The 12,684-nt window shown below is 66.2% G+C and carries 12 protein-coding genes; 4 read left to right on the forward strand and 8 right to left on the reverse strand.

Translation table 11 applies throughout. The features are described 5' to 3' along the window. Window positions 1–22: 22 nt before the first annotated feature. Entirely contained in the window at window positions 23–1,393 is a 1,371-nt protein-coding gene (locus ACP69S_RS09685; protein ID WP_425996646.1) for a cation:proton antiporter, read from the forward strand. A gap of 67 nt (window positions 1,394–1,460) precedes the next feature. Here ACP69S_RS09685 and ACP69S_RS09690 read toward each other — a convergent pair whose 3' ends face one another. Together ACP69S_RS09690 and ACP69S_RS09695 are read right to left on the reverse strand one after the other, a co-directional pair. Next, window positions 1,461–3,020: a tryptophan halogenase family protein gene (locus ACP69S_RS09690; protein WP_425996648.1), complete on the reverse strand. Its 1,560-nt coding sequence runs from the start codon at window positions 3,018–3,020 to the stop codon at window positions 1,461–1,463. A gap of 47 nt (window positions 3,021–3,067) precedes the next feature. Further along, window positions 3,068–4,705 (reverse strand): amidohydrolase, encoded by a 1,638-nt coding sequence (locus tag ACP69S_RS09695; RefSeq protein WP_425996650.1) that lies wholly within the window; start codon window positions 4,703–4,705, stop codon window positions 3,068–3,070. Between the two features lie 77 nt (window positions 4,706–4,782). Here ACP69S_RS09695 and ACP69S_RS09700 point away from each other — a divergent pair, with 77 nt between their 5' ends. Continuing rightward, a complete protein-coding gene (locus ACP69S_RS09700) occupies window positions 4,783–5,358 on the forward strand; it encodes a methylated-DNA--[protein]-cysteine S-methyltransferase (protein ID WP_425996652.1) in 576 nt (191 codons plus the stop codon). A gap of 310 nt (window positions 5,359–5,668) precedes the next feature. On the opposite strand, the gene ACP69S_RS09705 is transcribed toward ACP69S_RS09700, so the two are convergent. Further along, window positions 5,669–6,118 (reverse strand): DUF3617 domain-containing protein, encoded by a 450-nt coding sequence (locus ACP69S_RS09705; protein ID WP_425996654.1) that lies wholly within the window; start codon window positions 6,116–6,118, stop codon window positions 5,669–5,671. 234 nt (window positions 6,119–6,352) lie between these two features. On the opposite strand from ACP69S_RS09705, the gene rpmB reads away from it, so the two are divergent. Beyond that, on the forward strand, window positions 6,353–6,658 hold the full coding sequence (gene rpmB, locus ACP69S_RS09710) for a 50S ribosomal protein L28 (RefSeq protein ID WP_425996656.1): 306 nt from the start codon (window positions 6,353–6,355) through the stop codon (window positions 6,656–6,658). A gap of 325 nt (window positions 6,659–6,983) precedes the next feature. On the opposite strand, the gene ACP69S_RS09715 is transcribed toward rpmB, so the two are convergent. The 4 genes from ACP69S_RS09715 to cobT form a co-directional block, all read right to left on the reverse strand. Further along, window positions 6,984–7,265: a hypothetical protein gene (locus ACP69S_RS09715; RefSeq protein ID WP_425996658.1), complete on the reverse strand. Its 282-nt coding sequence runs from the start codon at window positions 7,263–7,265 to the stop codon at window positions 6,984–6,986. A 352-nt stretch (window positions 7,266–7,617) separates the two neighbouring features. Then, window positions 7,618–7,923, reverse strand: a complete 306-nt coding sequence (locus ACP69S_RS09720; protein WP_425996660.1) for a hypothetical protein — start codon at window positions 7,921–7,923, stop codon at window positions 7,618–7,620. Window positions 7,924–8,098: 175 nt separating this feature from the next. Continuing rightward, window positions 8,099–9,151: an esterase-like activity of phytase family protein gene (locus ACP69S_RS09725; protein WP_425996662.1), complete on the reverse strand. Its 1,053-nt coding sequence runs from the start codon at window positions 9,149–9,151 to the stop codon at window positions 8,099–8,101. After that, window positions 9,148–11,076 carry a cobaltochelatase subunit CobT gene (gene cobT, locus ACP69S_RS09730; protein ID WP_425996664.1) on the reverse strand — a complete coding sequence of 643 codons (1,929 nt, stop codon included), beginning with the start codon at window positions 11,074–11,076 and terminating at the stop codon, window positions 9,148–9,150. The genes ACP69S_RS09725 and cobT overlap by 4 nt, the downstream gene beginning before the upstream one ends. A 105-nt stretch (window positions 11,077–11,181) precedes the next feature. Between cobT and ACP69S_RS09735 the strand changes: the two genes are divergently transcribed. Then, window positions 11,182–11,358: a DUF1328 domain-containing protein gene (locus ACP69S_RS09735; protein WP_425996666.1), complete on the forward strand. Its 177-nt coding sequence runs from the start codon at window positions 11,182–11,184 to the stop codon at window positions 11,356–11,358. A 159-nt stretch (window positions 11,359–11,517) separates the two neighbouring features. On the opposite strand, the gene ACP69S_RS09740 is transcribed toward ACP69S_RS09735, so the two are convergent. Further along, window positions 11,518–12,678: a DUF3089 domain-containing protein gene (locus ACP69S_RS09740; RefSeq protein WP_425996668.1), complete on the reverse strand. Its 1,161-nt coding sequence runs from the start codon at window positions 12,676–12,678 to the stop codon at window positions 11,518–11,520. Window positions 12,679–12,684 lie beyond the last annotated feature (6 nt).

Genomic DNA, 12,684 nt, shown 5'->3' on the forward strand with positions numbered 1-12,684 from the left:
GCCGCGCTTGGGGGAAACAAACTTGTCCGATCTCATCGCCAGCACCATCGCCGTCGTGGGGAAAGTCCTCGCGCCCAACGGGCCCGCCACTCTGGCGGCAGCCCACAGCTACACGCCGACAGACTTCAGCGTGCACTTCTTCCTCCAGCTGGCGGTGATCGTCCTGGCCTGCCGCGTGGTCGGCTGGCTGGGGCAGAAGTTCCTGGGCCAGCCCCAGGTCGTGGGCGAGATGGTTGCCGGCGTGATCCTCGGCCCGTCCTTGCTGGGCCTGCTGTTCCCGGCCTTCCAGGGCATGCTGTTCCCCAAGGAAACCAAGAACATCCTCTATGTCGGCGCCCAGCTTGGCGTCGGCCTCTACATGTTCATGGTCGGCACCAGCTTCCAGACCGGCCATTTCAAGGCCAAGGCCAAGAGCGCGATGAGCGTCTCGTTCGCCGGCATCGCCGCGCCGTTCCTGATCGCGGTCCTGATCACGCCGTTCCTGTTGAAGGTGCCGGGCCTGTTCGCGCCGGGCATCTCGCAGTTCAACGCCACCCTGTTCCTGGGCGCCTGTATCGCCCTGACCGCCTTCCCGATGCTGGCCCGGATCATCAACGAGCGCGGCCTGGCCAATACGACCCTGGGCACGCTGACCCTGACGGCAGGCGCCTTCGACGATGCGGTCTCGTGGTGCGTTCTGGCCGTGGTGCTGGCGACGTTCGGCGGCGGACCCGGCGTGGCCGTGCTGGCCATCGCCGGCGGCCTGGCGTGGGTGCTGTTCGTCACGCTGCTCGGTCCCAAGATCCTGGCCCCGCTGGGCCGCATCGTCGAGCGTGAAGGCCAGATGAGCACCTCGGTGCTGGCCATGGTCATCCTAGCCTTCTGCGTTTCGGCCTTCCTGATGGACGCCGTCGGCATCCACGCCATCTTCGGCGGCTTCATCCTCGGCGTCGTCATGCCGCGCGGCCTGCTGGTCGAGGAACTGAAGAAGAAGGTCGAGCCGATCGCAGTCGTGCTGCTGCTGCCGATGTTCTTCACCTATTCGGGCCTCAACACCCGCATGGACATGGTCAATTCGCCGAGCCTGCTGCTGATCGCGCTGGGCATCCTTGCCTGCTCGATCCTGGCCAAGTGGGGCGCCTGCTACCTCGCCGCCCGCGCGACCGGCGAGAACCACAGCACGGCCATGGGCATTGGCGCCTTGATGAACTCGCGCGGCCTGATGGAGCTGATCATCATCAATATCGGCCTGCAGAAGGGCATCATCGGCCCGACCCTGTTCTCGATGCTGGTGCTGATGGCCATCGTCACCACCGTGATGGCCAGCCCGCTGTTCGAGGTCGTCTACGGCAAGAAGGCCCGCGAATCCGGCGAGCTTGACGACCTGGAAAGCGCCGCCAAGGCCGCCGCCTAACCGCCTTTTTCGAAGTCGCCTCCCCTGTCCTCGCTCCCCCCGGAGCGAGGACTTTTTTGTCTGGAACTCAGACAGGCTCGAGGGAGCGGTCGAAGCCGAACTGGTTGATCTGCGCGATCAGGTCGCGGTGGCTGGGCAGGTCGTGGGTGGCGCGCTCGCCAAAGCCGCGGATCTTGGCGAACAGCTTTTCGGCCCCCGCCACATCGGGAAACTCGCTGCGCCCCGGCGACAGGTCGGTTTTGAAGCCCATGCCGTACAGAATGTATTGGTAGTTGAAGAAGGCAAACGTCTCGAGATCCAAGGTGAAGTCGTAGCGGGTCGGCGGCCGGTAGCGCCACTGCTCCAGCAGATCGGCCAGGCGTTCAGGGATCGAAGACTCATCGGCATTGTCGCGCCAGAACGGCTCGGTCCGCTGGCTCAGGCAATAGTGCAGCTTCAGGAAGGTGATGATGTTCTCGTAGCGGGCGCTCATCAGCTCGTTGAAGCGCCGGGCGGGCGCGCCGATCGGGCCGTTGTGCGGGAAGAGCTCGGCGATGATCGCCACCGCCGCCTCGATCAGCACCACACCGGTCGATTCCAGCGGCTCCAGGAAACCGGCTGACAGGCCGACGGCGACGCAGTTTCTGATCCACTGCTTTTGGCGATAGCCGGCGTCGAAAGACAGGGATCGCGGAGTGATCTCGACGCCCTCGCCGACATAGCCGCGCAGGATCGCCTCGGCCTGATCGTCGCCCATATGGTCGCTGGAATAGACGCAGCCGACGCCCCGCGCGCCGTTCAGGCCGATGTCCCAGGTCCAGCCGGCCTCGTGGGCGGTGGCGACGGTAAAGCTCTGGATCGGCGTCTCGGGTCCGTCCTGGACGATCTTGCAAGCCAGGGCCCGGTCGGCGAACAGGGTGGAGCGCACCGACTTGAACGGCGACTTCAGCGCCTGGCCGATCAGCTCGGCGCGAAAGCCGCTGCAGTCGATATAGAGGTCGGCTTCCAGTGTCCCATGCTGCTGGCAGGCGACCGAGGCGATGGCGCCGGTCTCGTCCAGGGCCACGCCGGTCAGCAGGCCCTGCAGATGACGCACGCCCAGTTCCCGGGCGCGCTCGGCCAGCACATTGGCCAGCTTGGCGGCATCGAAATGGTAGGCGTAGTTCAGTGGCCCCGAGAAGTTGCCCTCGTGCGGCCGCTTGGGCGCGCGCTGGGCCTCGGCGACGCGGGCCTGGATCGTCATGGCCTCGGCAAACGGCGCGCGCGTCGCCTCGTCCTGCAGCAGCCAATAGGGGGTCAGGCTGGTTCCGTCGGTCGAGAACGGGGCCTCGAACGGATGGAAGTACCGGTGGCGCTGGCCGTTGGCCTTCGGCGCCCATGCCCAGTCGTTGAAGCGGATGCCCTGCTTGAAGGTGGCCGAGGTCTCGCGGATAAACCGGCCCTCGTCGATGCCCAGGAACTGCAGGGTCGCGCGGATGGTCGGAAAGGTCGCCTCGCCCACCCCGATAATGCCGACATCAGGGGATTCCAGCAGGGTGATCTCGAGATGGGTCTGCTCGGCGATCCGCAGCGACTTGGCCAGATAGGCGGCCGTGAGCCACCCGGCCGCGCCACCCCCCACGATCAGGATTCTGCGTCTACGATCCATGCAGCCTGAATAGCGCTTTATGGCCAGCCGGGCAGGCTAAAATGCGCTCACTTGCCCCGCTCGAACGCCACCACCCCATCGACCACCGTCAGCACCGTTTCGGCGGTGAGGATCTCGGCCGGCGCGACCGACATCAGGTCCTTGGAGAACACAGTCACGTCGGCCTTCTTGCCGGCCTCCAGCGTGCCGCGATCCTTGTCGGCGAAGGCGGCGTAGGCTGGGGCCCAGGTCAGCATCTTCAGAGCCTGAGCACGGCTGACGGCCTCTTCCAGATGCCAGTCCTCGTTGGCAAAGCCCGTCAGGCTGTGGCGATGGACGGCGGCGTAGAACTCGATGCGCGGATCGCCCACCTCGACCGGAGCGTCCGAACCGGCGGCGACGACCGCGCCGCTCTTGAGCATGTCGTTCCAGCGATAGCCTTCGTGCAGCCGGGCCTTGCCCAGGCGGGCCGGGGCGAAATAGAGGTCGCCGATGGCGTGGCTGGGCTGCATCGAGGCGATGACGCCCAGCTTCGAGAAGCGCGGCAGGTCGGGGTCGGCGACGACCTGGGCGTGCTCGATCCGCCAGCGGGCGGTGGTGTCGCTTCCCAGCGTCTCCCCGAACCAGTCCAGCACCATGCGATTGCCGCGATCCCCGATGGCGTGCATGGCGACCTGGGCCTTAACGGCCTTGGCGGACTTCATCAGCGCAAGGCCCTTGTCGCGAGGGGTGAGCTGCAGGCCCGTGCCTTCGGCGTCGCTATAGGGCTCCAGCAAGGCCGCGCCGCGCGAGCCCAGGGCGCCGTCCATATAGAGTTTGACCCCGCGCGTGCGGATCAGGCCGGTGGCGTCCTCGAACGGACCCTTGGCCAGCACCTGCGCGGCGCCGCTGGGGTCCATGTAGTTGTCGACGCGGATGTGGAACTTGTTCTCGGCTGCCAGCGAAGTCATCAGGGCCAGGTCCGACGCCTCGACGCTCATGTTTCCCAGGCCAGTCCAGCCTCGCGAGGCGTAGAGCGCGCCGGCCTTCTCCAACGCCTGACGCTTGAGGGCTTCCGACGGCGGCGGGATCACCCCGGCGACCAGCGACTGGGCGTGGTCGATCAGCATACCGGTCGGCTGGCCGTCCGAACCTTTCAGGATCTGGCCGCCGGCCGGGGCGGCGGTGCCCTTCGTCACGCCGGCCTTGGCGAGGGCCGCGCTGCTGGCGACCGAGGCGTGGCCGTCGGAGCGTTCCAGCACGATCACGCGGCCCGGCGCGGCGCGATCGAGGTCGGCGCTGCTCGGAAAGCGCTTCTCGGGCCAGTGGGTCTCGATCCAGCCCCGGCCATAGATCGGACCGTCCGGATGGGCGCCGGCATGGGCGCTCACCGCCTTGACCAGCGCCTCGACCGAACCAACTTGGTCAAGGTTTAGGGTCAGCTCGCGCAGGCCGATGCCGGTCAGGTGGGCGTGGGCGTCGACGAAACCGGGGAAGGCGGCGGCGCCCTTCAGGTCGAAGTCGCGGACATCCTTGGCGGCCTTGGCGCGGGCGGCGGCCAAGTCGCCGACGAACAGGATGCGGCTGTCGCGGATCAGCACGGCCTGGGCGCTCGGCGCGGCCTCGACGCCGGTGTGGATCGGCCCGCCATGGATCAGCAGGTCGGCGGCAGAGGCGGTCGAGAGGCTGGTCGTGGCCAGCAAGGCGGCGAGGACAAGGTGGCGCACGGCGATCTCCAGACAGCAAGAAACGGAAATCGTAGGGCGCCGCTCGAAAGCCGCAACCGCGATGCTATAAATGAGGGATGAAGGGGACAGCTTTCGCGCTTTTCGACACCGTGATCGGCCGTTGCGGCGTCGCCTGGGGCGAGTCCGGGCTGATCGGCATGCAATTGCCCGAGGTTACGCCCGGCGCGGCCTGGGCCCGCCTGCGTAAGCGATTCCCCGACGCGGCCGAGCCGCCGCCGCCGCCGGAGATCGAGCGCGTCATCGACCGGGTGCTGGACCTGCTGGCCGGCGGTCGCGACGACCTGACCGACATCGCCATCGACCAGAGCCAGGCCCAGAGCTTCAACTGGCGGGTCTATGAGATCGCCCGGGCCATCGCGCCCGGCGAGACCTCGACCTATGGAGAGGTCGCCCGCGCCATGGGCGAACCCGGCGCGGCGCGAGCCGTGGGCAAGGCACTGGGCGAGAACCCTTGGCCCATCGTGGTGCCCTGCCACCGGGTGCTGGCGGCCTCCGGCGGAATGGGCGGCTTCACGGCCGACGGCGGGACCAATACCAAGGCGCAACTGCTGACTATAGAGCGGGCGCGAACCAGTGCGGCGCCCACCCTGTTCGACCTGGAATTCTCGGTGGCCCCGCCGCGGGGCGGATAGGCTTCAATACAATCCGCTTTTGATCGTCATCCCGGGACTTGTTCCCGGGACCCATCTGTCGGCCGCATGATCAATGTTCAATGATCGCTCGCCGTGAAGCTGCGCCATGGACCCCGGGAACAAGTCCCTGGATGACGGAGGTGTGTTTGCGATGGTCGGGCCGAACGCCGGTTAACGTCGCGAGCGGAACTCGCGAACAGGGGCGAAACGAATCGTGACCGAATCGGCGACGTCGGCCGATTCAGTCTTTGTTCCCTACAACCCATTGTATCTTAATTCGGATTAACCACAAACGGTCCGCGAGGAGCCGCTATTTGGTGTCGGCGGGGCAGGTGGGCCCCACGCGCTTGGCGTCCATCACGCCCGCGAGCGGGATTCCGTTGATGGTCTTCATCTTGACGTCCAGCTGGAAGCTCTCGGCCGTGTAGCCGCCATTGGCGGTCACCGGGGCGACGCGACCCTTCTTGTCGGTCCATGTGCCCTTCAGGCTGATCTTGCCATTCTGGACCACGCGGGTGGTGTAGTCGCAGGTGTATTTTCGGGTGCAGATGCCCTTGGCGAACTGCTCGACATCGGTCTGCTTGAGGCAGCGCGACTCGTCGCCGGCCGGGATGGGGCCGATTCGGTAGCTGTACTCCCAGTGACCGGGGAGAATTGTGCTCGGCGTGGGCTGGGCGGCCAAGCTCATGCCGGCGGTCGTGGCGAGACCTGCAGCGGTCAGGGCGATGGCGATCAGGCGCATGGGCGAGTGTTCCTTCATGGGCTCTCTATATCGGGGCGGCACATGAACCCGGCTTGAAGGCGGTCTTGAGGCGCCCTTCATACAGCCCGCTTCCGGGCCGGCTCCTGGCCCGACGTCCGGAGGCGGGCATCTCGCCTTGACTCGGCAAGCCCCCTTCGCCTATATCGCCCGCTCTCGCGGAGTGGCTAGCCCTTCGCGTCCCGAATTCAATGCATGCGGAGCCTTTGGGTTTCGCTCAGCCAAGGTAGTCCCATGTCGCGCCGCTGCGAACTCACCGGTATCGGTCCCATGGTTGGCCACAATGTGAGCCACTCCAACATCAAGACCAAGCGCCGCTTCCTGCCGGCCCTGTCGCCGGCGACGCTGGCCTCGGATTCGCTCGGCCAGACCTTCCGTCTGCGCATCAGCAACGCGGCCCTGCGCACCCTGGACTTCAAGGGTGGCCTGGACGTGTTCCTGCTGGGCGCCAAGGACGAGCAGCTGTCGCCGCGCGCCCTGAAGATCAAGTCGCAGGTCAAGGCGAAGGCCAAGGCCGCCGCCGTGGCCCTCGCCGCCTAAAGCGCGTCAGCCGAAAGTGGATGCCGGTTTCGGCGTCCGACGCGCGGCAACTAGAGCGACGTTCGACTCACTATCGAAAAGCCCGCGAGGAGCGATCCTCGCGGGCTTTTTCGCGTCTGGAGTCCTGGGTCTGAAGTCCGGACCAGACAAAGCAAAGCCCGACGCGGAGGACCGCGCCGGGCTTTGTATGCTTTACTGAGATCAGGCCTGACTAGAGCCCTTTCCGACCTGATGGCTTCATCAGGGTCGGGCGAAAAGGGCTCTAAATCATAAGTTTAGAGCATTTTTCGATCCGATAACCGTTTCACACTTATCGGAAAATGCTCTAGCGGGCCGAGACCATCGAGCTCGAGGCGACCTTGGCCGGAGCGTTGATCTTGGCGTAGGCGTCGCTGACCGAGGCGCGGATGCAGGACGGATACAGATAGCCAGCCATGGCCTGGCCGCGCAGGTCTTCCCAGCACACGGTGCTGGCGGCCTTCACGACGTCGGCGCGGACTTGCTCGGCCGACTTGCCGGCAACCTTGACGCGGAGTTCGGCGGCCGAAACGGGAGCGGCGATGGTCAGGGCGATGGCCGAAACGGCCAGGGCGATGGTGCGGATCATGGTCTTTAGTCCCGGAAAGGGGGTTGGGTTCAACCTCCTCCCGACGCGTTCCTCTGACGATCCCTACGGTTCTAGCCGCTTGGCCGTCGATAAATGCTAAGCTCTCCTTCTTATATTATCAACGGTTATGTTGCGGCGCACGCGCGATTTTTCCAGCCATTTCCGCAACAAAAACGACCCGCGAAGCGGGGGCTTCACGGGTCGCTCCTGTGCGAGGGGTACGCTATGAAACAGGCAGCTAGAGCATTTTCCGATAAGTGTGAAACGGTTATCGGATCGAAAAATGCTCTAAACTTTTGATTTAGAGCCCTTTTCGCCCGACCCTGATGAAGCCATCAGGTCGGAAAGGGCTCTAGCGGCTGATTTTCACCAGATAGGCCGACCGGCCATAGGCCTTGTCATAGGCGATCAGTTCGGGGCGACGGACCTTGGCGATGGCGGTGCGGGTCACTTCGCGAACGCAGTAGGGCATCAGGTCGGCGGCGAAGGTGACGCCGTCGAGATCTTCGCGACATATGGTTTTCGCGGCGTCCACCAGGTCGGCATGGACCTGGGGCGTGGGCTTGCCGGCGACCTTTACGGTCAGTTCGGCGGCGCCGGCGGCGCCGGCGGAGAGGGTCATCAGGGCCGAGATGGACAGAACAAGCAGACGGATCATGGTTTGTAGTCCCGGAAAGGGGGTTGGGTTCAACCTCCTCCCGACGCGTTCCTCTGACGGCCTGTGGGTCTCGCCTCGTGAGCCGTCGACGAAAGCATAAATGACAACGTTGTCAGTGCAAGTGAAATACTGCATCGCAACACGAAATGTTAGCGGTAACTTCAGGGCCTTCAGCCTAACGCTTGCGGACCGGCTTCCTCGGTTTGCCGGGAGGCGCGGGTGGGGGCGGCGGAGGCGGGGTCCAGTCGAAGGCCATCAGCAGGGTGCGCTGGCCCGGCAGGCTGCCGTCGTCGGAGATCAGATAGATCCGCGTGGCGCCTGACGGCGTGCTGCTCAGGGCCACGCCTTCGTAGTTGTCGCGGGTGATCGAGCCATCCAGATGCAGGCTGGCGGCGTGCACCTGCTTGCCGGCCGGCGCCATCGGATTGGCCACGAACCGCAGTATGCCGCGCCAGCCCCGGATGGGGTCGAAGCCGCGATGGAAGGTGGCGATGGCGGGGCCGTTGAAAGTCGCCATGGCGGTTAGGCCCCAGGTGAAGTCGGGCCCCTGCTGCGGGGCCAGCGCCTGGCAGGCGGCCGACAGCTTGCAGAGCCAGACCTCGCCCTCCTCGCCGCCGACCAGATAGGCGTCGGGACCGGCGGCCGGATAGGCGGCCAGGGCCTCCATGCCTTCATTATAGGGGAAGATGGTGGCGGGTTTCGAGGCCGGGCGGGGCGGGCCGCCGGCCGCCGGATAGAGCCAGATGCGGTGGTCGCGTTCGAAGCTGATCAGCCTGTCGCCATTGGCCAGGATGGCCACCCCCTCGGCGTCGGCCTTGTCCTTGCCTTGCAGCGGTTGACCGTCGGGACCTTTGAGGCCTTCCAGCTTGCCGTCCGTCAGGCCGATCAGTCGGCCAGTGGGGTCGAGCACCAGACGGGCCTGGAACAGATCGCCGTCGTCAGTGACGGCGACCAGACCGCCATCCGGCGCGATGGTCAGGTCCGACAGGCCGTGCAGGCGCGAGGTCTGGGGGCTGGTGATGGCGACACCGCCGGCGAAGACGAAGCCTTCCAGTGTGGTCCTGGCCCGATTGGACGCGTCCAGCGGCACGGGCGTCGTCTGCAGGGCGATCTCGGGACCGACCTTGACCGGCGCCATGGGCAGGGGCGGCGGGGCCGGCTTGCGGCTACAGTGGCCCAGCATGCCGGCGGCCAGCGCCAGGACCAGAGCGGCGCGCAGTCCAATCACGCGGGAACCTTGCGCGCCGCCTTGGGCGCTGAGGGCTGGACGGTCTGCAACGGGGCCAGCAGGCCGCGCGCACGTTTGACGGCGCGGGGCTCCTCGTCGAACAGCGCGGCCAGCTGCTCGACCAGCACGCCGCCCAGTTGCTCGACATCGACGATGGTGACGGCGCGGCGGTAGTAGCGCGTCACGTCGTGGCCGATGCCGATGGCGATCAGTTCGACGGGGCTCTTGCCCTCGATCTCGGAAATGACCTGGCGCAAATGGCGCTCCAGATAGTGGCCCGAATTGACGCTCAGGGTGCTGTCGTCCACCGGCGCGCCGTCGGAGATCACCATCAGAATGCGGCGGGCTTCGGGCCGGCCGACCAGGCGCTGGTGAGCCCACATCAGGGCCTCGCCGTCGATGTTCTCCTTCAGCAGCCCCTCGCGCATCATCAAACCCAGGTTCTTGCGAGCCCGGCGCCATGGCGAATCGGCGGCCTTGTAGATGATGTGGCGCAGGTCGTTCAGGCGACCCGGCGCAGGAGGCTTGCCGGCCTTGACCCACTCGTCGCGGCTGGTCCCACCCTTCCAAGCGCGGGTGGTGAAGCCCAGCACCTCGGTCTTGACCCCGCAGCGCTCCAGGGTGCGGGCCAGAATGTCAGCGCAGACGGCGGCCACCATGATCGGCCGGCCGCGCATAGAGCCGGAATTGTCGATCAACAGGGTGACGACGGTGTCGCGGAACTCCTGGTCCTCTTCCTGCTTGAACGACAGAGGGGCGGTGGGATCGATGATCACCCGGGTCAGGCGGGCGACGTCCAGCATCCCTTCCTCGAGATCGAAGGTCCAGGCGCGGTTCTGCTGGGCCAGCAGGCGGCGCTGAAGCTTGTTGGCCAGGCGCGAGACGACGCTGGAGAGGGCGCTGAGTTGCTGGTCGAGATAGGCCCGCAGCCGGGTCAGTTCCTCGGCGTCGCAGAGGTCCTCGGCCGGCACGACCTCGTCATAGCTGTTGGTGAAGATCTTGTAGGCCGGCTCGCCGGGCTGGGCCGGACGGCTGTCGGGACGAGCAGGCTTGGCGCCGTCGCCCATTTCCGGGCTCTCGTCACTTTCCTCGGGCTCGCCGTCCTGTTCGGACTGCACCATCTCCTCGTCGCCGGCCTCGCTCTCGCGGTCGGAGGCTTCGGTTTCCTGGGGGGAAGAGCCTTCGGGCTGCTCGCCCTCGCCTTCGCCTTGGTCCTCGTCGGAGCTCTGCTCCTGCTGGTCCTGTTCGCCGTCATCCTCGTCAGAGCTTTCGGTGGCGTCGGACATCTCCTCGCCGAGATCCAGATCGCGCAGGATCTCGCGAGAGACGCGCGAGAAGGCGACCTGGTCGTCGATGGCGGCGGCCAGACGGTCCAGGTCCTTGCCGGCCTTGGCCTCGATATCGGCGCGCAGGATATCGACCAGGGCCTTGGCGCCCTCGGGCGGGGCGTCGCCGGTCAGGCGCTCGCGGACGAGCAGGCCCAAGATCTCGGCCATCGGCGCCGACTGGCGATCCATCGCCACGTTGCGGGTAAGGCCCTGCTTTTCGAGGCGGGCTTCCAGGGCGGCGGTCAGATTGCCGCGCACGCCGCCCAGGGCGTTGGCCCCGATGGCTTCCAGCCGGGCCTGCTCGATCGACTCGAAGGCCGCCTGGCCGTCGGGCGAGGAGGGCCGGGCGCGGGCGTGGGCAATCTGGTCGTGGTGGGCCAGGCGCAGGGCCATCTGGTCGGCCAGACCCCGGATGCGCGCCGCTTCCTTGCTGCTCAGGTCGCGCGGCGGGTGCGGCAGCACCGCCCGCTTGCCCAGCAGCTGCGGTCCATCGCCCGAGAACACCACCTCGAGATCCGGCATTTCGGCGAGCGAACGGGCGGCGTGCGCCAGGGCGCGCTTGAAGGGTTCGGTCGGGCTTTCGGGCTTGGAGGCCATGACTATCGGTTACCGGCCCCGGGCGGCGAAAACAAGGAACGGTGTGCGCTCTGGCGGGTTGTTTTGCCAGAAGCGACACTGGCTTCCCAACCAAGGAAACGCACCATGCTGAAGTGGGCCATCATCCTCGCCGTCGTCGCCCTGATCGCCGGGGCCCTGGGCTTTACCGGGCTCGCGGGCGCCGCTGCGGGCGTCGCCAAGATCCTCTTTGTAGTTTTCCTGATCGGCTTCGTGATCATGCTGGTTCTGGGCGCGACGATTTTCAAGACCGTCGCCAAATAGTTCAGGCCGGCGACCGTTCCTAGAGAGCGGTCGCCGGCCCTTGTTCTAGAGCCCTTTCCGACCTGATGGATTCATCAGGGTCGGGCGAAAAGGGCTCTAAATCAGAAGTTTAGAGCATTTTTCGATCCGATAACCGTTTCACACTTATCGGAAAATGCTCTAGTGCCTGGCCGCGTAGGCCTTCGTTTGCTCGCCGACCAGAGCCACCAGGTCGCCCATCGCCAGGTTCACATCGATCAGATGCAGGCCCCAGTCCTTCAGCGGCTGGCCCGTGATCAGGATGTCGCCGGTGATGTCGTCGACGCGCGGATCGGCCGGATCGCCATTCACCGCCACCGATAGATAGGTGAACTCGCCCTCGCTGACGCAGCGGCCCGACACTAGGCCCGGCGCCGAAACGAACGGCGTCGTCACGGCTACGTCCTTGGCCCAGGGCTTGGGTGTCGCTGCGGTCGAGCCCATCGCCTTCGCATTGAAATAGGCGTGCAGCGGCATGGCTTCGGTCGAGGCCTTGTCGGCCAACAGAGCGGCCGGGTTCACGCAGCCTGAGCGCAGGCCGTTGTCGGTCTTGCCAAAGCGGCTGGTCGCGGGGGGCGGGCTGGAGGCCCGGAACGAGACATAGGTCACCATGCAGCCGGTCTGACTGGCGCTTGTGCAAAGCGGCATCGCCCCATATTTGCCGGCCGCATCGACCGGCGCGTTCATGCCCAGGACCAGAGCCGAGACCACCTGCTTCTGAGCTGGCTTGCTGTCAATCTCGTCCTTGATCAGTTGCAACAGCATGCGCGAGCCTTGGCTGTGTCCGATCAGAACCACGCCGCGTCCCTTGTTTTCGTGGGCCAGATAGTGCTTCCAGGCGTCGCGCACGTCGCCATAGGCCAGGGCGCCGTCGCCGGCCTGGCCGCCCATCATCACCTTGCGCAGGGCCGCCAGGGTTATCTGGCGATACATCGGCGCATAGATCCGGCATTGGCTGCCAAAGCGGGACAGCTGCTGTTCGACCACCGAACGCTCGGCGGCGTCAATGGCCATGTCGCTGTTGTTCCCCGGATCGGTGGAAACCGTCGGGTAGACGTAGAAGCAGTCGACCGGCGCATTCGCGACGGGCTTGAAGGCTTCGGTGCTGGTCTTGCCGTTCGCGGCGACGATGGTGGTGGTCTGGTCAGTGGAGCAGGCGTCGGACCGGCCCGGCAGGCACAGCCAGTTGTCGGTCTCGGCATAGTCGTTTGGCGTGGCGGCGGCTGGCGTCTGAGCGCAAGCGGCGCTTCCCAGCAGCAGGCCGGCGGTCAGGCCGATAGCGGCCAGCATGGTCTTGGACATCGTTTC

This window comes from Caulobacter sp. DWR1-3-2b1, from assembly GCF_049895765.1.
Taxonomy (GTDB): Bacteria; Pseudomonadota; Alphaproteobacteria; order Caulobacterales; family Caulobacteraceae; genus Caulobacter.